At 59.9% G+C, this 24237-nt stretch carries 24 protein-coding genes; 12 read left to right on the top strand and 12 right to left on the bottom strand.

The annotated features are described in order from the left end of the window. A complete protein-coding gene (locus tag IEW17_RS16745) occupies positions 1-1134 on the top strand; it encodes a trans-sulfuration enzyme family protein (RefSeq protein ID WP_188563212.1) in 1134 nt (377 codons plus the stop codon). 61 nt (positions 1135-1195) lie between these two features. Here IEW17_RS16745 and IEW17_RS16750 read toward each other — a convergent pair whose 3' ends face one another. Next, the gene (locus IEW17_RS16750; RefSeq protein ID WP_188563213.1) at positions 1196-1801 is read right to left on the bottom strand and encodes a hypothetical protein; all 606 of its coding nucleotides are present in this window, start codon (positions 1799-1801) and stop codon (positions 1196-1198) included. Between the two features lie 533 nt (positions 1802-2334). Between IEW17_RS16750 and IEW17_RS16755 the strand changes: the two genes are divergently transcribed. Continuing rightward, entirely contained in the window at positions 2335-2907 is a 573-nt protein-coding gene (locus IEW17_RS16755; protein WP_188563214.1) for a hypothetical protein, read from the top strand. A gap of 285 nt (positions 2908-3192) precedes the next feature. Here IEW17_RS16755 and IEW17_RS16760 read toward each other — a convergent pair whose 3' ends face one another. The 3 genes from IEW17_RS16760 to IEW17_RS16770 all read right to left on the bottom strand — a co-directional run bounded on the left by IEW17_RS16760 (position 3193) and on the right by IEW17_RS16770 (position 5776). Continuing rightward, positions 3193-4350, bottom strand: a complete 1158-nt coding sequence (locus IEW17_RS16760) for a DegT/DnrJ/EryC1/StrS family aminotransferase (protein WP_188563215.1) — start codon at positions 4348-4350, stop codon at positions 3193-3195. Between the two features lie 83 nt (positions 4351-4433). After that, positions 4434-5126 carry an acetyltransferase gene (locus IEW17_RS16765; RefSeq protein WP_188563216.1) on the bottom strand — a complete coding sequence of 231 codons (693 nt, stop codon included), beginning with the start codon at positions 5124-5126 and terminating at the stop codon, positions 4434-4436. A gap of 8 nt (positions 5127-5134) precedes the next feature. Next, positions 5135-5776: a sugar transferase gene (locus IEW17_RS16770; RefSeq protein WP_188563217.1), complete on the bottom strand. Its 642-nt coding sequence runs from the start codon at positions 5774-5776 to the stop codon at positions 5135-5137. A 48-nt stretch (positions 5777-5824) separates the two neighbouring features. Here IEW17_RS16770 and ispE point away from each other — a divergent pair, with 48 nt between their 5' ends. Further along, positions 5825-6649, top strand: a complete 825-nt coding sequence (ispE, locus tag IEW17_RS16775; protein ID WP_188563218.1) for a 4-(cytidine 5'-diphospho)-2-C-methyl-D-erythritol kinase — start codon at positions 5825-5827, stop codon at positions 6647-6649. Here ispE and IEW17_RS16780 read toward each other — a convergent pair. The 3 genes from IEW17_RS16780 to tgt form a co-directional block, all read right to left on the bottom strand. Then, positions 6646-7557, bottom strand: coding sequence for a DMT family transporter (locus IEW17_RS16780; RefSeq protein ID WP_188563219.1), 912 nt, complete (start codon positions 7555-7557; stop codon positions 6646-6648). The two genes, ispE and IEW17_RS16780, sit on opposite strands and share 4 nt — an antisense overlap. A gap of 169 nt (positions 7558-7726) precedes the next feature. Next, positions 7727-8806 carry an LptF/LptG family permease gene (locus tag IEW17_RS16785; protein ID WP_188563220.1) on the bottom strand — a complete coding sequence of 360 codons (1080 nt, stop codon included), beginning with the start codon at positions 8804-8806 and terminating at the stop codon, positions 7727-7729. A gap of 91 nt (positions 8807-8897) precedes the next feature. Next, the gene (gene tgt, locus IEW17_RS16790; protein ID WP_188563221.1) at positions 8898-10028 is read right to left on the bottom strand and encodes a tRNA guanosine(34) transglycosylase Tgt; all 1131 of its coding nucleotides are present in this window, start codon (positions 10026-10028) and stop codon (positions 8898-8900) included. Positions 10029-10295: 267 nt separating this feature from the next. Between tgt and IEW17_RS16795 the strand changes: the two genes are divergently transcribed. Both IEW17_RS16795 and IEW17_RS16800 read left to right on the top strand, forming a co-directional pair. Beyond that, complete coding sequence (locus IEW17_RS16795; protein ID WP_188563222.1) at positions 10296-11399, top strand: glycosyltransferase; 1104 nt, start codon at positions 10296-10298, stop codon at positions 11397-11399. Further along, the gene (locus IEW17_RS16800; RefSeq protein WP_188563223.1) at positions 11390-12013 is read left to right on the top strand and encodes an RNA polymerase sigma factor; all 624 of its coding nucleotides are present in this window, start codon (positions 11390-11392) and stop codon (positions 12011-12013) included. Before IEW17_RS16795 ends, IEW17_RS16800 begins: the two co-directional genes overlap by 10 nt. 58 nt (positions 12014-12071) lie before the next feature. On the opposite strand, the gene IEW17_RS16805 is transcribed toward IEW17_RS16800, so the two are convergent. Then, on the bottom strand, positions 12072-12305 hold the full coding sequence (locus IEW17_RS16805; RefSeq protein ID WP_188563224.1) for a helix-turn-helix domain-containing protein: 234 nt from the start codon (positions 12303-12305) through the stop codon (positions 12072-12074). Then, a complete protein-coding gene (locus IEW17_RS16810) occupies positions 12305-13033 on the bottom strand; it encodes a DUF2975 domain-containing protein (protein ID WP_188563225.1) in 729 nt (242 codons plus the stop codon). Before IEW17_RS16810 ends, IEW17_RS16805 begins: the two co-directional genes overlap by 1 nt. Positions 13034-13246: 213 nt before the next feature. Here IEW17_RS16810 and rsmG point away from each other — a divergent pair, with 213 nt between their 5' ends. Continuing rightward, on the top strand, positions 13247-13864 hold the full coding sequence (gene rsmG / locus IEW17_RS16815; protein WP_188563226.1) for a 16S rRNA (guanine(527)-N(7))-methyltransferase RsmG: 618 nt from the start codon (positions 13247-13249) through the stop codon (positions 13862-13864). A 40-nt stretch (positions 13865-13904) separates the two neighbouring features. Here rsmG and IEW17_RS16820 read toward each other — a convergent pair whose 3' ends face one another. After that, entirely contained in the window at positions 13905-14891 is a 987-nt protein-coding gene (locus IEW17_RS16820) for a YheT family hydrolase (RefSeq protein WP_188563227.1), read from the bottom strand. A 490-nt stretch (positions 14892-15381) separates the two neighbouring features. Here IEW17_RS16820 and rpsT point away from each other — a divergent pair, with 490 nt between their 5' ends. From rpsT to IEW17_RS16835, 3 genes are all read left to right on the top strand, one after another. Then, positions 15382-15633: a 30S ribosomal protein S20 gene (rpsT, locus tag IEW17_RS16825; RefSeq protein ID WP_188563228.1), complete on the top strand. Its 252-nt coding sequence runs from the start codon at positions 15382-15384 to the stop codon at positions 15631-15633. A 173-nt stretch (positions 15634-15806) separates the two neighbouring features. After that, positions 15807-17315 (top strand): T9SS type A sorting domain-containing protein, encoded by a 1509-nt coding sequence (locus tag IEW17_RS16830; RefSeq protein WP_188563229.1) that lies wholly within the window; start codon positions 15807-15809, stop codon positions 17313-17315. 328 nt (positions 17316-17643) lie between these two features. Beyond that, positions 17644-19209, top strand: a complete 1566-nt coding sequence (locus IEW17_RS16835; RefSeq protein ID WP_188563230.1) for a S8 family peptidase — start codon at positions 17644-17646, stop codon at positions 19207-19209. 90 nt (positions 19210-19299) lie between these two features. On the opposite strand, the gene pyk is transcribed toward IEW17_RS16835, so the two are convergent. Then, positions 19300-20739, bottom strand: a complete 1440-nt coding sequence (pyk, locus tag IEW17_RS16840; RefSeq protein ID WP_188563231.1) for a pyruvate kinase — start codon at positions 20737-20739, stop codon at positions 19300-19302. 238 nt (positions 20740-20977) lie between these two features. Further along, on the bottom strand, positions 20978-21406 hold the full coding sequence (locus tag IEW17_RS16845) for an IPExxxVDY family protein (RefSeq protein WP_188563232.1): 429 nt from the start codon (positions 21404-21406) through the stop codon (positions 20978-20980). Positions 21407-21580: 174 nt separating this feature from the next. On the opposite strand from IEW17_RS16845, the gene IEW17_RS16850 reads away from it, so the two are divergent. The 3 genes from IEW17_RS16850 to rnc all read left to right on the top strand — a co-directional run bounded on the left by IEW17_RS16850 (position 21581) and on the right by rnc (position 24125). Beyond that, positions 21581-21817: an acyl carrier protein gene (locus IEW17_RS16850; RefSeq protein WP_019948606.1), complete on the top strand. Its 237-nt coding sequence runs from the start codon at positions 21581-21583 to the stop codon at positions 21815-21817. A gap of 163 nt (positions 21818-21980) precedes the next feature. Then, the gene (gene fabF / locus IEW17_RS16855; RefSeq protein WP_188563233.1) at positions 21981-23231 is read left to right on the top strand and encodes a beta-ketoacyl-ACP synthase II; all 1251 of its coding nucleotides are present in this window, start codon (positions 21981-21983) and stop codon (positions 23229-23231) included. Between the two features lie 168 nt (positions 23232-23399). After that, on the top strand, positions 23400-24125 hold the full coding sequence (gene rnc, locus IEW17_RS16860; RefSeq protein WP_229749077.1) for a ribonuclease III: 726 nt from the start codon (positions 23400-23402) through the stop codon (positions 24123-24125). Positions 24126-24237: the final 112 nt, after the last annotated feature.

Here is a 24237-nt window from a genome sequence, read left to right on the forward strand (position 1 = left end):
ATGCACTTCCCGAATATCCAGCCCAAAATTACGCCCATCTACCAAACGTCGGTCTTCAAGTTTGAAGACCTCGACGCCGTGCGGCAATACTTCGACGAGCCGGGCAGCCGCTACCTCTACTCGCGCAACGGCAACCCGAATTCCGACGAGCTGGCCACTGCTGTCGCTCGCTGGGAAGGCGGGGTGGGCGCGGTGGCCACGGGCTCGGGCATGGCGGCCATCTTTGCGGCGTTGCTCACCTACTGCCAGGCCGGCGACCACGTGCTGTGCGCGGCCGACATCTACGGCGGCTCCGCGGCGCTGCTGAACCTGGAGCTGGCGCGGTTGGGCATCACGGTGAGCTACGTGCCGTTTGAGGACCTGGGCGACCTGCGCGCCTATCTGCAGCCCACCACCCGGCTGCTGCTCTGCGAAACCATGAGTAACCCCCTGCTGCGCGTGGTGAACTTACGCCAACTAGCCACCGAGTGCCACCAGCACGGGCTGAAGCTGGTGGTGGACAATACCTTCGCCACGCCCGTGCTCACCCGGCCGCTGGCCTACGGGGCCGACCTCGTGCTGCACAGCGTGACTAAGTACCTGGCCGGGCACTCCGACGTGACGGCCGGGGCCGTAGTGGCCCGCACCCCCGAAGACGTGGCGCGACTGCGCCAAATCGGCACTGTATTCGGGCTCACGCTGAGCCCCATGGAAAGCTGGCTGGGCGTGCGCGGCCTCAAAACCATGCGCCTGCGCGTGGCGGCTCATAGCGAAAACGCCTGGGCCGTGGCTGATTTTCTGGACAAGCATCCCGCCGTGCAGGCGGTGTATTACCCCGGCTTACCCACGCACCCGGAACACGGGCTGGCTACCACGCAGGGCGCGGGCCGCTTTGGTGGGATGCTCTCGTTCCGGCTACCCGACGATGCGGCAGTGGTCAACTCCTTCATGCAGCGCAGCCAACTGTTTCCCTTCGCGCCTTCGCTGGCGGGCGTTGATTCGTCGTGCTCGCACCCACTTTACACCTCGCACCGGGCCCTCACCGATGCCCAGCGGGCCGGATTGGGTATTACCGTGGGCCTAGTGCGGCTGAGCGTGGGCATTGAGCCGGTGGAGGAATTGCTGGCTGACCTCGCGCACGCACTGGCGTCGTAATAAGCGAGTACCCTGAATTTCCAATTCGAGGTACTCGCTTATTACGACGCCAGTCGGCTGCTTACAGCTTATCCGATACCTGCGTAGATATCTGACGGGCTGTGCGCAGGGCCTGAAACTCGGCTTGCTGCGAGCGAAGGGTCAGCTTATCATCGAGCGAAAATCCCGACCGCAACTGCTCATACCGGTCGTTGAGGCTACTCATCACGGCGGCGGCTCTGGCCCAGTCGACGGGCTTCCAGTTCTGGCGGTCGTTGCGCACCCGCTCGATGAACGATTGATAAGTACTGAGCAGCGCGGAAGGGGAAAGGGTCGCTACGGTAGTTTTCCGGCGCAAAAACGAGGATATCTGGGCATCGTTGGCCTTGGCGTCGGCCAAGTCGGTATTGCTTGTGCCGGCGTTAGTCGTCGTTGTGCCAATTGTGCCGGGCATGGGCGTGCCGGGCATGGGCGTGCCCGCCGGGAGCGTAGTGGTGCGAGTGGTACGTCGGATGACCTTGCCGGTGGCCGGGTCCAGGTCTTCAGTCACCTCGGTTACCTGCTGCGTGCCGGCCGTAGTTTTGGTAGTGGTAGGCACTGGGGCGGTCGTTTTGGGGGGAGTAGTCTGGGCCGTAGCAGCCAGGGGCAATGCCAGCAGGAGGGCGGCGAAGGTGTGCGGGAGTTTCATAGTTGAATAAGAAATGACTGAGCCTTTAACGGCAAAAGGAGCGCGGCTGGACGGAAGCGACGGGCGCGCAGCCGCCAAGTGCAAGGTTCGCGCCATAACGTAGGTAGTGCTTCTGGTGTGTGGAGTGCGCTTTGTCAAGGCTACTGAGGGACGTTTGATTATTAGCCCTTAGCACATGGCTTCAGCCCTGCGGCGTAGTCCTCAAATTTTTTTTGGGCAAAGCCGCACTGCCGTTGGGGCACCAGGCACCCGCGTAATCGGTGCCCCAAAGCCCAATAATTCAGGACGTTTCTACCGTTATCCGCTCTGCATCCCAGAAAAACATAACATTGGAAAAGGGCCTTTTTTCAGTGTTGGCGCGTAATGATGGCGTAATATTGACCCATGGAACCCTCTACGTCCTCTTCGCGCGATACCTTAATTATCAGTGTTTCGATGGCCGCCATGGTTGTGGTGGCCGTGCTGCTGTTGGTGCTACGCTAGTCTTTTCGGCCCTGTCGAATGGCGGGCTGTCGTTTATTTCTCTGTTGTTTATGAATTCTCCCAAGAAGCTTCTCGTCGGGCAACTGGCCGAGGCTGTCGTCCCCCACCTCGGTGGTGCCGCCCACGCCAGTCGTCCCCCCAAAGCCGTAGCCAAAACCCTGCGGCAGTTGGCCAAACAGCTCACCAAGCAGCAGGGCAAGCAGGCCAAAGCGGCCGCCGTGCCCCAGCCCACCCCGCTCACGGCCAAGCGTGCCCGCAAAGCCGTAGCCAGCGAGTTGGCTACCGCGCTGCAACCTTACTTCGAAACCGCAGAAGGCTCGACCGAAAAGGCTCCCAAAAGCATCACCAAAACCGTGAAGCGGCTGGCCGCGCAAGTCGTGAAGCAACGTCGCAAGCAAGCCAAGCAAAGTGCCAAGCAAGCTAAGCAGGACGCAAAACAAACGGCTAAGGAAGCAAAGCAAGCGACCAAATTGGCTCCCGTCGCGGCTCCGGCGGTCAAGGCAGCTGCTCCTCGCGCCGCTGCTCCGCTCACCGCTCGCCGGGCCGCGGCTGTCCCCAAGCGCACCCCCGCTAAAAAGGCCACAACGGCCCCGGTTACCACAGAGGCTTCCACTGCGGAATAAGTACTCTTTGAGTAGCACGTCTCCGATAGCGTTATAAACAGAACAGCCCCAAATTCTCAGTTGGGGCTGTTTTGTTTATAACGCTGGTAGTAATAGCACACGCTGAATCCCACGTAGTAATAGCGTAGAATGAGTAGTGCCCGCCTGACCCACCCAGGCCCGGCGGGGCTTATTCCTCCTCTACAGCACAAAGATACCCTGGTCAGCAAGCGCCTCAATGGGGTTTCAGCAACCGTAACCCAAGCATCATCGGACCATAATACGACGGGCCGTGCACGGGTAGTGCTACAATGCTTCACGCAGCGCTTCGGCCACGCGGCGTAATTCTCCGTCTCCCATGGCCGTGCCGCTGGGCAGGCATAGGCCCCGGGCAAATAGGTCTTCGCACACGGCCCCACCATACATGGGCGCGGCGGCGAAAAGGGGCTGCAGGTGCAGCGGCTTCCAGAGCGGGCGGCTCTCGATGTTGCGGGTTTCGAGGTGTCGGCGCAGGGTTTCGGGCGTGGCGGCGGGAGCGGGATTGTCGGGGTCAGGCGGGCTGAGCAAGACGGTGGTGAGCCAGCGGTTGGAGCGGCTGCCGGCAGGCTCCGGGGTCAGGGCCACCGTGAGGCCGGGCACCGTGGCGAGGTGCTCGCGGTACCAGTCAAAAATCTGGCGGCGGCGCTTCACGCGCTCGGGCAGCAGCTCCATCTGGCCGCGGCCGATGCCGGCCAGGATGTTGCTCAGGCGGTAGTTGTAGCCCAGCTCCGAGTGTTGGTAGTGGGGCGCATCGTCCTTGGCCTGCGTGGCCAGGAAGCGGGCTTTTTCGGCCAGTGCCTGGTTGTCGGTCACGAGGGCCCCGCCGCCGCTGGTGGTCAGAATCTTGTTGCCATTAAACGAGAATACGCCTACCTGCCCGAAGCCGCCCAGCGGTTGCTGCTCCCATTCCGAACCCAGGGCTTCGGCCGCGTCTTCGAGAATGGGAATGTTGAACTCTTTAGCCAAGGCCAGGATTTCGGGGAGCCGGGCGGGCATGCCGTAGAGGTGCACCAGGATGAGCGCCCGGGGTTTTTTGCCCTTGGCCAGGCGGTCAAGAATGGCTTCGCGCAGGCGCTCGGGGCAGATGTTCCAGGTGTCCGGCTCACTGTCGACAAATACGGGCGTAGCGCCGAGGTACACAATGGGATTGGCCGTGGCTACAAACGTGAACGATGGGCACAGCACCTCGTCGCCCGGCCCCACGCCCAGCAAAATCAGCCCCAGGTGAATGCCCGCCGTGCCCGAGTTCAGGGCCACGCAATGCGGCACGCCCACCGCCGCGCAAATGTCGGCCTCAAAGCCCGTGATGTTGGGACCGGCCGGGGCCACCCAGTTGTCCTCAATAGCCTTGTGCACGTAGTTCAGCTCGTGCCGGCCGAGGTGGGGGGGAGAGAGGTAGAGACGGTCGTAATCCTGGCTGCGCATGGGGTGAGTTATTAATTATGAGTCAGGAGTTATGAGTTAGCAGTCTAGGAATGAGGAGATGAGCTCAATTCATAATTCCTGACTCATAACTCATAACTCCGCACCGGCTTCGCCGGTACGCCCACAGCGGTGATATTGGCGGGTAAGTCGCGCACGGCCACCGCGCCGGCTCCCACAATGGTATGTTCCCCAATGCGCACGCCCTGGATGACGGTGGCATTCGTGCCCAGGTATACGCCCTGTGCCAGTTGGGCCGCGCCGCTCACGTTGGCGTGGGGCATGAGGGAGCAGAAATCGCCCAGCGAGGCATCGTGTCCCACCGTGCAGCCCAGATTGAGCAGCACGAAACGCCCCAGGGCGATGTCGCAGGTCAGAATGCAGCCTTGCTGGATGATGCAGCCCTCGCCGACTGCGATGCGCTGGGCCGGTTGCAGGGTTACCCTGGGGTGTACCAGCGGCGGAAAACTCAGGTGGGCCGCAGTCAGCCGAGCGACCACGGCCGCCCGGCTGGCGGAGCTGCCCACGGCCACGACCACGGCCAGCGGCTCAGCCACCGCGTTGAGGTCGGCGCTGGTACCCAGGTAGGGGAGGCCCGCTACGGTGGGCGTGTTGGGCGCTTGGTCGTCGTAGAAGCCACGCACCTGCCAGGTAGGCTGGGCTTCGTTGAGCTGCTGGAGCAGCAGCAAAATCTCGCGGCCCAACCCGCCCGCCCCAAAAATGACGAGTGGCGGGACAGCCTCGGTAATGTCGTAATCAGAAAAAAATAGCTGGGTCATACAGTAATCTACGAGGAAAGCGGTGGGGGCGGGCTGCCCCGAAAAGCCGTGGTGGTGGCCTGGCCGGGCGTGGCTACGCCGCTACTACGCAGCACCCGGCCGGCGGTGCGCCACAAAATGGTCAGGTCCAGCCAGAAGGAAACGTGGTCAACGTACCACCCATCGTAGGCGAATTTTTCTTCCCAGGAAATGGCGTTGCGGCCATTCACCTGGGCCCAGCCGGTGAGGCCGGGGCGCACGGTGTGGCGGCGGGCCTGGGTGGGCGAGTACAGGGGCAGGTATTCGGGCAGCAGCGGGCGGGGGCCCACCAGGCTGAGGTCGCCGCGCAGAATGTTCCAGAGTTGAGGCAGTTCGTCGAGCGAAGTGGCGCGGAGCCAGCGGCCCAGCGGCGGCAGGCGCTGGGTATCGGGCAGCAAGTGGCCGGCGGTATCGCGGGCGTTGGTCATAGTTTGCAGCTTGTAGAGCGTGAACAGCTGCCCGTGCCAGCCCGGCCGGGCCTGCCGGAACAGCCAGTGCCCCCGGTTCTGAATGGCCGCCAGCCCGGCCGCGCCCGCCAGCAGCGGCAGCGCGAGCAGCAGCAGCGGGAGGGCCAGCGCTACATCAAGCAGGCGCTTGCCGTGGCGGGTGTAAAAAGAATCGGGAGCAGACACGACGTAAAAGTACCTTTGCCGCCGCAGGCTTTGGCTTGCGCCCTGCCCATGCTCGTCTTCCCCAACGCCAAGCTCAACCTCGGCCTCTACGTTACCGAGCGCCGCCCCGACGGCTTCCACACCCTCGAATCAGTGTTTGTCCCCTTGCCCTGGACTGATGCGCTGGAGCTGCTGCCCGCTCCGGCCGGCCAGTCGGAAACCAGTATCATGCTCACCGGTCGGCCCATCCCCGGCGACCCGGCCACCAACCTCTGCGTGCGGGCCTATGCGCTGCTGCAAGCCGATTTCCCGCAGCTGCCCGCGGTGCAGCTCTACCTGCACAAAATAGTGCCCATCGGCGCGGGCCTGGGCGGCGGCTCGGCCGATGCCGCCTTCGCCCTCAAGGCGGCCAACGAGCTATTCGGGCTGAAGCTGACCGTGGAAAGCCTGGAAAGCTACGCCCGCCGCCTAGGTTCCGACTGCGCGTTTTTTATCCGGAACAAACCGGTACTGGCCGTAGAGCGCGGCGATGTATTCGAAGAAATTGACTTGAATCTGGACGGGACGGCTTGCGTGGTAGTTTACCCCAACTTGCATATTGGTACAGCCGAGGCTTACGCCCACATCCGGCCCCAGCAGCCGGCGCACCCATTGCGGGCAGCCCTGGCCCAGCCCATAAGCACCTGGCGCGGCACGGTTAGCAACGACTTTGAAACGGCCCTCACGCCCAGCTACCCAGTCCTGGCGGAGATAAAGCAGCAGCTTTATGCGGCCGGCGCGGCTTATGCCAGCCTGTCGGGCTCAGGCTCGGCCGTGTACGGGCTGTGGGCCAATGGTGAGCCAGCGGCAACGACGTGGCCCGTGGAGTATACCGTTTGGCGAGGGGTACTCTAAACTGGCATGGGCGGCGCGAGAGCTGGTTGCTTATCCTTCATCAGCCGCGCTACCAGCGGATGAATCAGGACGCTGAGCACGATGAGCAGCGTGCCCCAATAGAAGCCCGGGGCCATGCGCTCCTGGCTGCCGAACACCAGCACCGCCAGTCCGATGCCGTATACCGGCTCCAGATTAATGGTCAGATTTACGGCGAAAGGGGAGAGGCGCTTCATTAATTCAACCGAAGTCGAAAACGCGTAGACCGTGCACACGCCGGCCAGCACCGCCAGCCAGAGCCAGTCGTAGCCGTGCCAGGCCAGCTGCAAGCCTTGCCCTTGGGTGAAATAGTGGCTGTAGACCGGGAAGAACAACACGATACTCAGGCAAGCCCCCAGCATTTCGTAGAACGTGAGCCGCAGCGGCGGATGGGTCTTAATCAGCTTGGCATTGAGCACGCTGAACAGGGCCGACAACCCCGCCGAAACCACTGCCACACCCAGGCCCAGTAGCTGGTCCAGCTCCGCCTGACTCACCAGGTACAGCCCCACCATCGTAATCAGGCCCAGGCCTACCTCGTAGCCGCGCACCCGCCGCCACAGCAGAAGCGGCTCCAGCAAGGACGTCCAGAGTGCCAGCGTGGCCAGACCCGCCAGGCACACGCTCACCGACGAGAGCCGCGCCGCCAGAAAAAAGGTAATCCAGTGCACCGCCACCAGTGCGCCCACGCCCAGCAGCCGCAGCATCTGGCCCGTTGGAATGCGCCACTGCTGCCCCCGCGCCACCAGTAGCACCGCCAGGCCGGCCGCTGCCAGCAGCGTGCGCCAGAACACCAGCTCTACCGGCGGCACCGTCAGCAGCTTGCCCAATATGGCCGTGAAGCCCCAAAGGAGCACAATGAAATGAAGCTTGAGGTAGTCGCGAAGCAAGGGAAAGACGAGTAAATGGAAATGAATTAAAGAAGCACGTCATGCTGAGCTTGTCGAAGCATCTCTACCGCGTGACTAACCCAATCGTTGCAACGAAGCGGTAGAGATGCATCGACAAGCTCAGCATGACCGTGCTTTTTTCGCAAACCCATCAGCCCGCCAATCAAACCTACTTCGGCACAAATCGGTACAGCGCCAGCCCGATGACTGAAAATACCGTCGTGGGAATCCAGGCCGCTATCAACGGCGAGAGACTGCCTACCTGCGCCAGGTTTCGGCTCAGCATGACGAAGATGATGAATACGAAGGCCAGCACAAAGCCCAGCGCGATTTGTCCGCCCACGCCGGCCCGCGACTTGCGGGCGCTGAGCGTGACACCAATGAGCGTGAGCACCACGATGGCGAAGGGGTAGGAATATCGCTCGTATTTCTCGCTCAGGTAGAGCTGGGTGTCGTCGGCCCCGCGCTCAATTTTGGTCTGGATAGAGGCGTTGAGCTCGGGTAAAGTCAGGGTTTCGGCCACCTTGTAGTTGCTGGCGAAATCCTTCGGAAACAGATTCAGGGTCGTGTCGCGGGCAGGCACGGTTTGCAGCATCTCATCCTGCGGGCCGCGAAAGGTGCGCACTAGCTGCGGCGACAAATGCCACACGTGCTTGGTCGAATCCCAGGTGATGGCATCGGCGGTCAGGCGGCGGCGCAGCACGGTGCCGTCCACGGTTTCGAGGGCGAAATGAAAGCCAATGTTGCTCGTGTTGTCATAGCTTTCCATGTACACGTAGCTGCGCGGCCCAATCTTGATGTGCACGTTGCGCCCCTGAAACCGGTAGGGCAATTTGATGTAAGCCCGCTCAAACGCTACCCGCGATTTATTGCCCACCGGCAGCACCCAGCCAATCAGCCCGAAGATGAGCAGGCCCACCACGCTGCCACCCATGGCATAAGGCAGCATCAGGCGCTTAAAACTGACTCCACTGGCCAGAATAGCCACAATTTCGGTGCGCGCCGCCAACTGAGCCGTCACAAATACCACGGCAATAAAGATGGTAATCGGCGAAAGCAGGTTGGCGAAATACGGAAACAGGTACAGGTAATAGCCGAAGACAATTTTCGACATCGACAGATTATGCTGAATAAAATCGTCGTTTTTCTCCGTGAAATCAATGACGCAAATCACCGACACGAGAATAACCACCGAGAAGAAAAACGCGGCGAGAAATTTCTTGATGATGTATTTGTCGAGGATATTCATTTAGAATAATTAAAAATTAAAAATGAAGAATTAAAAAGATTGTCGTTGATTGAACCGCTCTTTAATTTTTAATCCCTCATTTTTAATTGACTTACAGCCGGGTCATTACTTGCTTTACCATCCGCTCTTTCCAGGGGCCAAACGTACCGGCAATGATTTCCTTGCGCGCCTCTTTCACCAGCCACAGATAAAAGGCCAGGTTATGAGCCGAGGCGATTTGCGGCCCCAGCATCTCCTGGCACTGGAAGAGGTGGCGTAAGTAAGCCCGCGAATAGAAGGAGCTGGCGGCTCCCTCCAAGGCGGGGTCAATGGGCGTGAAGTCGGTCGCCCATTTTTTGTTGGTCACGTTCATAATGCCCTGCGTGGTGAACAGCATGCCGTTGCGGGCGTTGCGGGTCGGCATCACGCAGTCGAACATGTCCACGCCCAGCGCGATATTTTCCAGAATGTTGGCCGGCGTGCCCACGCCCATCAGGTAGCGGGGCTTATCCTTGGGCAGAATGTCGCAGACCAGCTCGGTCATTTCGTACATCAGCTCAGCCGGCTCGCCCACGCTCAGGCCGCCAATGGCGTTGCCCTCGCGTCCCTGTTCGGCAATAAACTCGGCCGACTTAATGCGCAAATCCTTGAACGTGCTGCCCTGCACAATCGGGAACAGGGCCTGCTGGTACCCATACAGTCCTTCGGTGCTGTCGAAGCGCTCGATGCAGCGCTTCAGCCAGCGGTGGGTCATATCGAGCGAGCGGGCGGCGTAGTCGTATTCGCAGGGCCAGGGCGTGCACTCGTCAAAAGCCATGATAATATCGGCCCCGATGACCCGCTGAATGTCCATCACGCCCTCCGGCGAGAATAAATGCTGACTGCCATCGATGTGGGAGCGGAATTTCACGCCCTCTTCCTTAATCTTGCGGGTGTTCGAAAGCGAGTACACCTGGTAGCCGCCCGAATCGGTGAGCATAGGCCGGTCCCAGCCATTGAACTTGTGCAGGCCACCGGCCGCGCGCAACACGTCCAGCCCCGGCCGCAGGTACAGGTGGTAGGTATTACCGAGGATAATCTGGGCCTTCACGTCCTCCTTCAGCGTGGCCTGCGACACGGCTTTAACGGTGCCGGCCGTGCCGACGGGCATAAAAATAGGTGTTTCAACAACCCCGTGGGCGGTTTCGAGGCGGCCGGCGCGGGCCTTGGTGGCGGGGTCTTGGGCGAGAAGGTCGAAGGTCATGTAGGTGCAGAGAGCTAAGAGTAGAAAATATACAGAACGTCATGCTGAGCGAAGTCGAAGCACCTCTACCACGTGCCTAATCAATGCTCTTGCAACGAAGCGGTAGAGATGCTTCGACTTCGCTCAGCATGACGTTCCGATTAAATCCAGATTTTCTAACTCCCCGCAAAGGTAGCCCGCCCGCCCCGCGCCCCGTACTTTTGCGGGCTCATTCGTCCTGCGTCCTTGTTGCTTCCACCCGTACCCACGTCTCCATTTTTCTGGCTTTTGATTGCCTGCGTGTTGGTGCAGCTGTTTTACGCGGCCTACTTCTTCTGGCCCTTTGCCCGCCGTGCCCCTGAGGTGCCGGCCGGTCCCGGGCCCGACACCGAGCCGGTATCCATCGTGGTGTGTGCCCGCAATGAGCTCGACAACCTGCGCCGCCTGCTGCCCCTGCTGCTCCAGCAGGATTACCCCGCCGGCTTTGAAGTCGTGCTCATCGACGACCGCAGCCACGACGACACCTACCTCTACGCCCAGCAGCTGGCCCAGTACCATCCCGGCAAAGTGCGCCTTGTCACCATCGACCGCACCCCCGACGGCTTTGCGCCTAAAAAATACGCCCTCACCTTAGGCATCAAAGCCACCCGCCACGCCCGCCTGCTTTTCACCGATGCCGACTGCATTCCGGTCACCAACCAGTGGCTGCGCCTCATGCAGCGCGGGTTTTCGGCTGGTGGCGGGGCCGACCTCGTACTCGGTTTCTCGGCCTACGCCGAAGCGCCCGGCTTTCTCAATCAGCTCATCCGTTACGAAACCCTGCTCACTGCGGCTCAATACCTCAGCTTTGGCTGGCGGGGCTGGCCATACATGGGCGTGGGCCGCAACCTAGCCTATACGCGTAGCTGCTTCACGGCTACCAAGGGCTTTGCCACGCACATCCGCCAACTTTCCGGCGACGACGACCTGTTGGTGCAAGACGCGGTGCGCCAGCACCAGCGCGTGGCCGTGGTGGCTGATGCCCCAGCCCACACCCTGAGCGTGCCCGCCACCACCTGGCGCGGCTGGTGGCGCCAAAAAAGGCGGCATCTATCGGCTGGCCGCGCCTACCGATTTGCCGACCGTTTCAGAGTTGGCACGTTCCTGGCAGCCAATGTGTTGTTCTATTTGGCCGCGCTGGTGCTATTACCTTCCTCAAACAATTGGATACCTTTGGTCTTGGTATGTATTCTACGAACTTTATTCGTGAGTGCTGTATATTTCCGCCTCAGCCGGCGCCTCAACCAGTCCGTAACCGTTGGACTACTGCCTGTGCTGGATGTGGTTTATTTTTTTCAATACCTGGCCCTGGGAATTTCGCTGTTCCTCAACCGCACCCTTCGATGGAAGTAAATAATCAAGACGTTCAAAAGCAGTTTTCAGCCAAAGCCAAGCACGACTTTACGCTGATTCGCGCCGCTGTGGACCACGGCGACGAGAAGGCGTATGCCGAGCTGATGCACATTTATAAGAAGCCCGTTTATCACGTAGTGCTTAAAATGGTCCGTAATCAGGACGATGCCGAAGACCTGACCATTGAGGCTTTTGCCAAAGCGTTTCGCAACCTGCACAAATTCAACCCCGAGTACGCTTTCAGTACGTGGCTTTTCCGCATTGCCACCAACAACTGCATCGATTTTATTCGCAAGAATAAAATCAAAACCATGTCGATTGACTCGGCCATTAAGGTTGATAATGGCGACGAAATCACCATCGATTTCCGCGACAATGACCTGAACCCCGCTGAACACGCGGTGCGCAATCAGAAAATCGAAATCATGCGCCACGTCGTGTCGCGCCTGCCCGACAAATACCAGCGCCTCGTGTCGCTGCGCTATTTCGACGAGCTCAGCTACGAGGAAATCGCCACCGAGCTAAAGGCCCCGCTCGGCACCGTGAAAGCCCAGCTGCACCGCGCCCGCGAGCTGCTTTATGACATGGTGAAGCACACCAAACAGATTATTTAATCGTGAAGAGCCCCGGCGCAAGTCGGGGCTCTTTTTATGCGTTCGATTCTGCTTTGGTCTATTCTTCGATTGAGCGCAGGTCGCGCGGGTCGGGCCGGTGTTCGAGCAAATCGGCTGGTTGGCAATCCAGCGCCTGGCAAATGGCGGCCAGCGTGCTAAAGCGCACCGCTTTGGCCTTGCCGCTTTTGAGAACGGAAAGGTTAGCCAAGGTGATGTTGACGGTTTCGGACAGGGCGCTGAGCGTCATCTTGCGGCGGGCCAGCATCACGTCGAGGTTCACGATAATAGGCATCAGATGGTGAGTTCGGCTTCTTGGCTCAGTTCAACGCCGCGCCGGTATACGGCAGCGATAATCAGAAGCAGTACGCCCACTTCCCAGCCCGGCAGGGTGGTTTCGGTGCTGAAGCGTACGTAATGGCTCAGGGGCTCGGCCAGGCCAGGCGTTTGGAACGCCGGCACTAGGGCCCGAACCATCAAATAGGCCACTTCCTGAACCAAATCGAGCCCCAGCACCAGCAGCCCCAGCCCGCGGAGTCGGCGGGCGTTGGCAAACGTGAAAGGCGTGGTTGGCGTCACGTCGAGTAGCAACTGCAGGAGCAGCCAACTGCCGAGGGCAAAGTAGAGCACCCAGGCCAGCGACAGTTCTTGGTCGGATGCCCCCAGGCACAGCAGGGTCCACCGTTTCCAGGGGTTGGGTTCTTGGTAGCGGAGCAGCGGCGCTTGCGGGTCGGCCAACAATTCAAAACTGCCCACGTTGGCTTGCAGCTTTGGCAATGGGTAGCGGCGGCGGGGCAGGGGTTTGTCGTCGCGACCGTCTTCATAGCCCGCTTTCACGGCGTGAATGGTTGAGAACAAGTTTGGGTCGTTGGTATCCAGCGTCAAACTCACCTCTTGTTTGTCGGCAAAAGAGTCGAAGGAGCGGACGATGAATACGCAGGAAATGAGGAACGCGCCCAGCACAAACAGCGCCGCCAGCGACAGGCCCACGCGCAGCATATTGGAAAAATGTAGAAAAGCCATGATGATATGAGGAGTGGATTACGGACACAAATATTACCATAATTATTGAAAAACAATAAATAAGTGTTGATATAAAATAAAAATGTATTGATAAACACCTTAACGCGCTTTATTAATGCCGTCAGTTCTATGGTTTCGTTGGCTGTTCAACCAGGCATCACGAGGAAGTGCAGATGCTGTACGCATTGGCTTCTGGCGTGCACCTTTGCACCCATGAATCTCCTGCAGCAGTACTTCCCCGAACTCACTCCTCAGCAACTGAAGCTGTTCAAACAGCTGGAAACCGAGTTTCGGGCCACCAACGAGGCCATCAACTTGGTATCGCGTCCCGACATGGACAACTTCGCGGAGCGCCACCTGCTGCACTCGCTGGGCATTGCCAAGGTGGTGCAGTTTCCGGCGGGCAGCACCGTGCTCGACGTGGGTACCGGCGGGGGCTTGCCCGGTCTGCCGCTGGCCATCCTGTTCCCCGACGTGCATTTTCACTTGGTCGACAGCATCGGCAAGAAAATCCGGGCTGTGCAGTTTATGGCTGCCGCCCTGGGCCTACCCAACGTAACGGCCGAGCAGATTCGGGCCGAAAACCTGCGCACCAAATACGATTTTGTGGTGAGCCGGGCCGTGGCGCGCCTCGCCACTTTCCACCCCTGGATTGCCCACCGCTTCAAGCCCAAAGCTTCTGCCAACGCCGGCCTCTACTATCTCAAAGGTGGCGACCTAAGCGAAGAAATCGCCGAATCGGGCCTGAAAGCCACCGTAACGGACTTGAGCAGCTTCTTCACCGAAGAATTTTACGAAACCAAAAAGGTGGTCTTTGTGCCCGCCAAATAGGCGTTCGTCATTGCGAGCGCAGCTAAGCAATGACGAATGCCTATGCTGGCACCTCCGCCGTGAGGAATTCCACCGCCCGCCGTTCGGAATAGTATTCGCCATCGGGCGTGCCTTCCGGGAAGCCTACGTGGCCTCCTTCCGGCGGCGTTTCGAGAAAAACGAAGGGCGATGCGGCCGCAAGTTCCCGAGGAAAGCAGGATTCCGGCAGGAAAGGGTCATTCTGGGCATTCACCAGCAGCGTGGGCACCCGAATACCACTCAGGTAGCGCCCCGAGCTGGCCGATTTGTAATAGGCCGCGGCCGAGTCGAACCCGTGCATGGGAGCTGTGTAGCGGCTATCAAACTCTTGAAAATCGCGCAGCTCCTCAATCCCATCCAGGTCGACCTGGCCCGGTAGGAGCTCAGCTTTGGCCCGTACTTTTTCGCGCAACGATTTCAGAAAGCGCCGCAGGTACACTTGGTTCTGGGGTTTGGAAATATGCACCGAACTAGCCTCCAAATCGGTGGGCACGGAGAATACCGCTGCCCGCTGCACTTCGGCCGGCAACCGGTCCGCGTCCTCGCCCAGGTACTTCAGCGTCACGTTGCCGCCCGCGCTGAAGCCCACTAGGTAGGCCTGGCGGTAGCGCCCGGTGGCCAAGGCGTGCCGTAGCACCAGGTCCAGGTCATCGGTATCACCGAGGTGGTAGGAGCGGAGCAGACGGTTCATTTCGCCGCCGCAGCTGCGGTAGTTCCACGCCAGTGCGTCGAGGCCGGCGCGATTGAGCGCGCGCACCATGCCTCGCACATAGGGCCGCGAGGCGTCGCCTTCGAGGCCATGGGAAACGATGACGAGGCCGTCGGTGGGCCGGGTTTTGGGCAGGCGGCTCCAGTCCAGGTTCAGGAAGTCACCGTCGGGAAGTTCCAGGCGTTCGCGCTGGTAAGCCACCTCGGGTACCGAGCGCCATAGACTGGGCACAATGGTCTGTAAATGGCCGTTAAACAGATAAAACGGCGGCTGATACGGAGATTTGGCGATGAGCGGCATGGCGCAGAAAAACGAGGGTGAGGGAAGTAGCGCGATGGGCGATAAGGCCGTAGTAAAGTTCGTAAATAATCGGCATGCATACTAATTCCGGGCGCAATAACCTTGCTCATAATTAGACAAGACATTTTAATATATTTTATTTTATAAATATAAACCTGACGAAACCCATCTCCAGTAAAAAATACTAAATACTACCGGTGGGCTTCGTTACCATCGTGATTTGGGTCAGTTTCGAAGTTTGTGTACGTGGGCGATGTAGCGTGGACTCTGCGAGTCCGCGCCCGGCCCGGCCGACACGCGGACTCGCAGAGTCCACGCTACACGTACAATAACCCCGGAACTGCTCTAGGTCAGTGAGGAAGCAGTCTTGCTGAGTTAGAAGACACAGGTTTAATATTTTTACAACAGGATTTGATATTGCCAGCCGGATTCGTACCTTTGCCCTCCCAAACACAGAACTCAAGCATAACGCTCCTACATATTCCAACTCATGGCAAACCATAAGTCGGCCCTCAAACGCATCCGCAGCAACGAAGCCAAGCGCGTGTTGAACCGTTACCAGCACAAATCCACTCGTACCGCCATCAAGCGTCTGCGTGCGGCCACCGACAAGACTGCTGCTCAAGAGCTGCTGAAGAAGGTGTCTTCCATGCTGGACCGTCTGGCCAAGAAGAGCATCATTCACAAGAACAAAGCTGCTAACAACAAAAGCAAGCTGACAAAACTCGTCAATGCGCTTTAGCGCGTAGCGAGTTTAGTAGGGCCAGACTGCGCCGCCCCAAGGTCTGGTTCTACGCTCATCACAGAAGCCCTGCTCGGAAACGAGCTGGGCTTCTTGCGTTTGGCTGGTTTAGCGTTCGGTAAATGATTTAGGCCGCGTATCTTACGCGCACCTCTTCACGTACCGCTACCCCCATGAAACACGCCTACTTGTATGTGGTGCTGGTCCTTGCCACCGTGTTTTCAATGCCTGCGGCCCGCGCGCAGCAGGCGTGGCGGCCGTTTCGACCGGGACTGATTTATGCTTTTAGTGGCCCGGGCAATGCGAGCATGTATACCCTGCGTCTCGACTCGGCATACACTACGGCCGCCGGCGACTCGGCGTGGGCCTTTAATCGGCTAGTGAAAACCAGCGACGGCCGTGAGCAGAGTATCAATCCGTACGGCATTTATCGGAAGAGCCGCAACAACCTGTTTGGTGCGCGCCTCACGTGGCAGCGCTCGCCAGCAGCCTTTGTATTGGAGAACTTCGCGGAGGGTAGTGCGCAGGCCGCTTTCACGCTACAGCTACAGCCCCAGACGGTGGTGGGCAGTTCCTGGACGGCGAGCACGAGTCCCGCGCTTACGGCCACGCTCACCAGCCGCGGCCGGCAGTTGGTGGGCACAGTGTTGGACTCGGTAGCCGTTATTACACTCAGTTCTGGGCGGGTGGTGCGCCTGAGTAAGACGTATGGCCTGCTCGAAGCGCCCCAGTGGCTGGCAGCCACCAGCACGGCCCCGCAATGGACACAGGCACTGCCGCCCATGACCTTGACCCAGTCTGCTTACAGTCCCATGCGGCTATTTAGCTTGTTACCGGGCGACGAGATAGGCTATCTGACGCAGCCATTTACTATTACTCCTTTTCCGGCACCGGAAAGCCATACGTTGCGCCGGATTCTGACCCGTCAGCAAACGGCAGATAGCCTAGTGTTTACTTTCCAGGAGCAGACGCGGACCCAGCATTTTGGAATACCGGGCGGGCCGCCGGCTGGTTTTCAAACTTCGCCGGTGTGGGTGGGTCGGTGGGCATTTTCGCTGCGCACGGGTAAGTCGCCGCAGTTTCCGGCGCTGCCGTTGCTCACGGGCGAATATGCTGCGATGTACCAAAGCTCTTCTCAACCAGCTCTGTATGCGGGCCGAGGCCTCATTATGGAAGCTGCCCATGGCTGTGTTCCAAGCGGGCTTAGCGTAAGCTTTATCGGCATTTTTCCGGGGTTCAATGCGCCCGCTGGACAACTTAGCACCGGCATTGACATTGGGTGGCGGCAGGAGTTTTCGACAGTGCTGGCCCTGGGCGCAGTCGCGACGTTTGAATCCGGCCTGAGATACTACCGCCGTAGTGTGGGCACGCCGCTCACTTGCGGCTCCTTTAAGGGCTTTAGCAACCTGCTGCCTGCCCGCGCCGCGCAGGCGGCTGCCCTGGCCACGCTGCACCCCAACCCCGCCACCGACCAGGCCACCCTCACGCTGGCCCGTCCCGCCCGCCCCGGCCACATCCTGCGCCTGACCGATGCGCTGGGCCGCACGGTGTGGCAGGCGGCTGTGTCCGTGGGCCGCACGGCGCTGGCGGTGCCATTGACTGGGCAGCCCGCCGGCTGCTACCTGCTGCACCTGAGCGGCGCTGATGGTACTACCGCCACCTGGAGGCTGAACCACGAGTAAGAGGCGCCGCATAATTAGCGGGATGCTTCCGGCAGGGACTACTTGGTAGTTGCGCATAGCACCAGTTTAGTCCGGAGATGAAGCAGTGTTGTGATTTTTCCGCTTCAAATTATAATGAAGTTGTTTAATAGTTTGCCGGTTGGTCATGCCGAGCATGTGGCGCATCAAGCCAGGGACCGAGGCATCTCGCTCGGGCCGTCCGGGCAGTTCAACGAGGCGGGCGAGATGCCTCGGCTGCGCTCGGCATGACCGACTGATAAATTCCTAAACAGCTTTATTGTTACATTACGTTTCTTTCATTCTTTCACCCCAAAACACCCACAACCGCATGCGAATTTCTACATATTCCGCGGCGCTGTTAGCGCTGCTACTGGCTGGTTGTCAGCCCCAGGCCGATGAGCAACTGACGCCGCTGCCAAAGGCCGACCCTACGGCAGCGCTTAGCACACAGCAGCTCGATGCCCAGATTATGGAGCGGGTGCGCAGCAGTGGGCCGTTCGATTGGAACAAGGCCTCGGCGCACACGGTCTGGAGTGCCCTCGCCCAGTCTGATTACGTGCTGTCGGTTGGTTACCGACCGGCGGGCTTCACCGACAGTGAGCTACCGGCTGACGCCGCCACCGCGCCCGCCTGGCAGGCCGCCCGTGCGGAGGTTTTGAACCTGATTCTGACCGAGGAGCGCAAGGCACACCCCGAATTAACCATGGAGCAGCTCATTGCTTACCAGGAAAACGTGCTGCCGGTGCTTGATGTGACGGTGCGCGAGCTGAGCACGATTAAGGCCCTGCGCGGCAACCCACTGGTGCGCTACGCCGAGCCCATGGGCTACGAGCCCAATCGCCCGGCCGCCAACAAAGCGAAGGCGTCGCTGAGCAGCAGTGGCTGCGGCAATAATACGGCCACGGCCGACCTTACCGCCGGTATCGATTATGCGGTGCTCTCCAACGGCAGTAAATCGTCGTGGAACCAGGCCGACCAGTACCACGGCGTGCGTGCCGGTTGGAACCAGAGCACTGGCCAGGGCATCAAAATCCTGATTATTGACAGCGGCTGCTCCGATGCGCAGGAGAACCTGGGCACGGCCTTCAACCAGGGACAGAGTACCGGGCGCAGTATCGAGCGCCTCGTGACGCTGCCCCGCAACAGCTTTTTGGGCATTCCATACGGCAGCGCCGAAACGCCCAACGATGGCTGCGGCCACGGCACCAGCATGGCCGGTGCGGCCGCCGGCCCGCGGGGTACCGACGGCGCGGCCGTGGGTATGGCCTACAACGCCAACCTGATTACGGTGCGCGCCGCCGAAGACGTGTTCATCGACGCCAGCCGCGAGGTGAAGGGCATTGCCGATGCCTACGTGCTGGCCGGCAACCGGGCCGACGTGCGCATCATCAGCATGAGCATGGGCCGTCTCACCAGCTCATCGCAGCTGGCCGATGCCATTCGCTACGCCTACGGCCGGGGCAAGCTTATTTTCTGTGCCGCCGGTACCTCGTTCGACTGGACAGCCGGCTGGGTGGGCGTTATTTACCCCGCCTCCCTGCCCGAAGCCGTGGCCGTGACGGGCCTGAAAAGCGACCTCAGCACCCGCTGCGACGAGTGCCACATAGGAGCCGACGTAGAATTTTCGGTGGTGATGCAGCAAAGCAGCAACGACCGCCGGCCCCTCACGCTGGCCATGAGCGGCGATGTTCCGAGCACCGTGGGCGGCTCCTCGGTAGCCACCAGCAGCATGGCCGGCCTGACGGCCCTGGTGTGGGCCCGCTACCCCACTGAAACCCGCGCTCAGATTATGGGCCGCCTGGTCGCCGCCAGCTCCAATCGCACGGCCCGCAACAGCAGCTTTGGCTGGGGCCGTGTGAACGTGGGTGCGGCCCTGGGCACGCTGCCACTGTAGGTAGTTAAGCGTTGCGGGTTGAAAGTTAAAAGGCCCGCCTGGAAGTCCAGACGGGCCTTTTAACTTTCAACCCGCAACGCTTAACTCGGTTTAGGCGATGCTCACCTTCACCATGTTGGCTTTGCCCTTGTCCTGAATGGGCATCGAGCCGGTGTTGATGAACACATCGCCGGCCTCCAGGTGGCCGGTGGTGGTGAGCACGTAGCGGATGTCGGCCACGGTGCTGTCGGTGCTCACCAGGCGGTCGTAGTAGAAGCTGCGCACGCCCCACACCAGGCTCAGGGCCGTGAGCAGGGGGCGGCTGTCGGTGAAGATGAAGATGTTGGCTTTGGGGCGGTACTTGGCCAGCTGGAAGGCCGTGTAGCCGTGGTGCGTCATGCCGGTAAGGGCCATGGCGCCGGTGTTCTTGGCCAGATGGCAGGCGGCGGATAGCACGCTGTCGGCCATGAAATTCGGGCCGGCAGGGTCGATGGGCCACCATCTGTGGAAAAGCTCCGGGCTGCGGCTCTCCACGCTCAGAATAGTGCCCACCATCGAGCGAATTACCTCGGCGGGGTAGGCTCCCACGGCGGTTTCGGCGGATAGCATCACGGCATCGGCGCCGTCGAGCACGGCGTTGGCCACGTCGCTGGTTTCGGCGCGGGTGGGGCGGGGGGCCGTAATCATGCTTTCCATCATCTGAGTAGCCACGATGACGGGCTTGCCGGCCGCGTTGCACTTGGCAATAATCATCTTCTGGGCCATGGGCACTTCCTCCATCTTCACCTCCACGCCGAGGTCGCCACGGGCCACCATGATGGCATCGGAAATGGCAATGATTTCGTCGATGTTGCGCAGGCCGTCGGGCGTCTCAATCTTAGCCACCACGCGGGTCTTTTTGCCGGCTTCGGCAATCAGCTTTTTGATAAAGAGAATGTCGTCGGCTTTGCGGGCGAAGCTCAGCGCCACCCAGTCCACGTCGTGCTCCAGGCCAAATTTCAGGTCCTCGATGTCCTTCTCGGTCATCGACGGGGCCGATACTTCCGAATCGGGCAGGTTGATGCCCTTGCGGGGCTTCACGAGGCCGCCGTATACCACTTCCACGTCTACTTCCTGGTCGCGGTCGGTGGCCAGCACTTTCAACTCAATTTTACCGTCGTCAATCAGAATCATATCGCCGGCCTTCACATCGCGGGCCAGGCCCATGTAAATGGTGCTCAGGCGCGTGGCCGTGCTGATTTCCTTCTCGCCGCAGACCAGCTTGATTTTGTCGCCGGCTTTGATTTCGACCCCGCCGCCTTCCACCTCGCCCAGGCGGATTTTGGGTCCCTGCAAATCCTGCAACAGGCCCACCGACGTGCGCATGTCCTTGTTCAGCCGCCGTACCGTGTTGATAACCGACAGGTGGTCTTCGTAGGAGCCGTGCGAAAAGTTGAGGCGAAACACGTCAACCCCTTCGCGGATGAGGACACCCAGACGCTCGTAGGTATTGGAAGCGGGGCCGACAGTGGCCACGATTTTGGTTTTGTTGAATGTGTGGCGGTCTTCCATGCGGATTACTAGAAATGTCAATACAAAAAAACTCCCCACCTGAGCAAGGAGGGGAAATTTCAGCTTAGCTGAAATTGAGGCGGTGCCCCGAAGGATGGGCGCAGGCCGGCCGAGTGGTGCGGCTCCCTGCAAAAGTCGTTTAATTTTAGCGAAAAGCCATTCGTGGGCAGTGTGGTCTTTTTGTTTCGTCTTTCCGTTGGGTAAGATTATTGAAGCGAAAGCAGCGGTGCCCACCAATTCACAGCATTAAATTCTCCTTGTACTTTAGAGAATTGGGGTCGAACTGACAAGCATACTGCACCACATCCAGCGCCACCAGCTGCTGCAGCAAGGCCTCATCGGCCAGTTCACCGCTGCCGTTGCTCACGGCCAGCAGGTAATCGTATTCTTTTATATCGGGGGCCAGAAAAGGCTTTTTGAGCGTGGAGGGCGCAATAGAACGGTTGCGCAGCAGGCGAAACGTGAGGGTTTCGGTGGCGTACAGGTAGTGCGTGAACACGAGCCGGCCACGGCTGAGCAGGTTCAGCAGCAGCTCGGGCTGCTTCACGAGGCGCAGGCGCAGGGCGCGGTTCAGGGCCCAGGCCAGGGTGTAGTCGCGGGTGCTGCTCACGAGCCCAAATAGGGCAAAGTCGCACTCGTACTCAACGTCCAGGGTGAAAGTCTTCATTAGCGGCCGCCACCAGCATTCTTGGCCAGCGGGCGGGGCAAAGCTACGGCCCCCGGCGGGCCGCTGCCAGGGCCACCGCCATAATCTTGTACCCCCAATTCGGAAGCGCGGCCGTGCGTTAGTTGGAAAATCTCTCGTTACTTTGCGCCGTAGTTTTCCCTAAACCCCACGGAAATGTCTGAAATCGCAGAAAAAGTAAAGGCCATTATTATTGATAAACTGGGCGTTGAAGCCTCGGAGGTTACCCCCGAAGCCAGCTTCACCAACGACCTGGGTGCTGATTCGCTGGATACCGTTGAGCTCATCATGGAGTTCGAAAAGGAATTCAACGTGAGCATCCCCGACGACCAGGCCGAGAACATCGGTACCGTGGGCCAAGCCATTAGCTACCTCGAAGAGCACGCCAAGTAGTTTTGTCATTCCGAGCGAAGCGAGAAATTTGCGTAACATCTTTTACCCGCCTTTTTCGCTTCGCCCGGAATAAACACCTCGTTATGCGCATACCGGCCGGCCTGCCGCCGACCGGTTTTGCTGTTTAATCCTGCCTCACCTTTTGCGCCCCTGGCGCTTGCTTATGTCGTCCATCCGACGGGTTGTCGTTACCGGCCTTGGAGCCATCACACCGCTGGGCAATACTGTCCCGGCTTATTGGGAAGGCCTGCGCACGGGCGCTAGCGGCGCAGCCACCATCACGCGCTTCGACCCGGCCAAGTTCAAAACCCGCTTCGCCTGCGAAGTAAAAGGCTATGAAGCCGATAATTTTTTTGACCGCAAGGAGCACCGTAAAATGGACCTGTTCACGCAGTTCGCGGTAGTGGCGGCCGATGAGGCCATCGCCGATTCGGGCCTGCTCGAAAGCGGCGTGGACAAAGACCGGGTGGGGGTGATTTGGGGCTCCGGCATCGGCGGCCTGAAATCCTTGCAGGAAGAATGCTTTCAGTTTGAGCGGGGCGACGGCACCCCGCGCTACTCGCCCTTCTTTATCCCGCGCATGATTGCCGACTCCTCGTCGGGCAACATCAGCATCAAAAACGGCTTTCGCGGCCCCAACTTCGTCACGACTTCGGCCTGCGCCTCGTCGAACGATGCCATCATCGCGGCCTTCAACAACATTCGCCTCGGCCTGTCCGACGCCATGGTAACCGGCGGCTCCGAAGCGGCCATTACCGAATCGGGCGTGGGCGGCTTCAATGCCCTCAAGGCCATGAGCGAGCGTAATGACGACCCGGCCTCGGCCTCACGGCCCTACGACAAGGACCGCGACGGCTTCGTGCTCGGCGAGGGTGCCGGCGCACTGGTGCTGGAGGAATACGAGCACGCCAAAGCCCGCGGCGCGAAGATGTACGCCGAGCTGATTGGCGGCGGCATGTCGTCGGACGCTTACCACATTACCGCGCCCGACCCCAGCGGCAGCGGCGTGGTACTGGTGATGAAAAATGCCCTGCGCGATGCCGGCATCACTACGGCCGATGTGGACTACATCAACACCCACGGCACCAGCACGCCACTCGGCGACGGGGCCGAAATCAAAGCCATTGAGCAGGTTTTTGGCGAGCACGCCGCGAAGTTGAACATTTCCTCGACCAAAAGCATGACCGGCCACTTGCTGGGTGGGGCCGGCGGCATTGAGGCCGTGGCTTGCCTGCTGGCCATGCAGAACAGCCTGGTGCCGCCCACCATCAACCTGAATACGCCCGACCCGGAAATCAATCAGGCGCTGAACTTCACGCCAAACGTGGCCCAGGCCCGCGAGGTGCGGGTGGCGATGAGTAACACGTTTGGCTTTGGCGGCCACAACACGTCGGTTATTTTCCGCAAACTGTAGCTCACAAGCACTGATAAAAGCAGAACGTCATGCTGAGCGAAGCCGAAGCATCTCTATCGCGCAAGTAACTAATTACTGTTGCGGTAGAGATGCTTCGGCTTCGCTCAGCATGACGTTCTTGTTTGCTCACTATTTCTAGTACCCAATCACCCCTAAGTTTCTACCATTTTGCTCGGTTTTGTATCCCGGTTTTTTGCTTCTGATAAAGTGTTTCGGCAGGCGGTAGCTACCGTAACGGGCCAGACGCCCAAGAATGCCAAGCTGTACCGGCTGGCTTTCACGCATTCGTCGGCCGTGCGGCAGCAGCCGGCCATTGGCCGGCACCAGACCAACGAGCGGCTGGAGTTTCTCGGCGATGCCGTGTTGGGCACGGTGGTGGCTGAATACCTGTTCAAAAAATATCCTTACGAGCAGGAAGGCTTTCTGACGGAGGTGCGCTCGCGCATTGTGAACCGCGAAAGCCTCAACGGCATCGCCCTCAAACTGGGCCTCGATGCGCTGGTGCAGTTGGATGTGGCGCAGGGCCGCGCCGCCCGCTCGCGCTCGGTGAATGGCAACGCGCTGGAGGCATTGGTGGGGGCCGTGTACCTGGATTTGGGGTATAAGTCGGCCCGTAAATTCGTGCTCACGCGCCTCGTGAAAGGGTTTGTGGATGTGCACACCATCACGACCACCACGGCCAACTTCAAGAGCAAGCTGGTAGAATGGGCCCAGCGCCAGGGCAAAGTCCTGCGCTACGACATCACCGGCGAAGCCCGGCCGGGCGGCATGATGGAATTCACGGCCACCGTGCTGCTCGACGAGGAAGTGGTGGCTACCGGCATGGGCCTGAGCAAGAAGCAGGCAGAGCAGCTGGCCGCCGACCGGGCCCTGACGGAGCTAGGAGTGAGTTGAAATTAAAAAAATTATTAATTAAAAATGAGTTGTGTTGCTGCTTGGTTAGGGCTTCCGCACCAAATATCAGGCATTTCGCAGCAGTTGCCGGAGATACTCATTATCATACGCG

Source organism: Hymenobacter frigidus (genome assembly GCF_014640435.1).
Classification (GTDB): domain Bacteria; phylum Bacteroidota; class Bacteroidia; order Cytophagales; family Hymenobacteraceae; genus Hymenobacter; species Hymenobacter frigidus.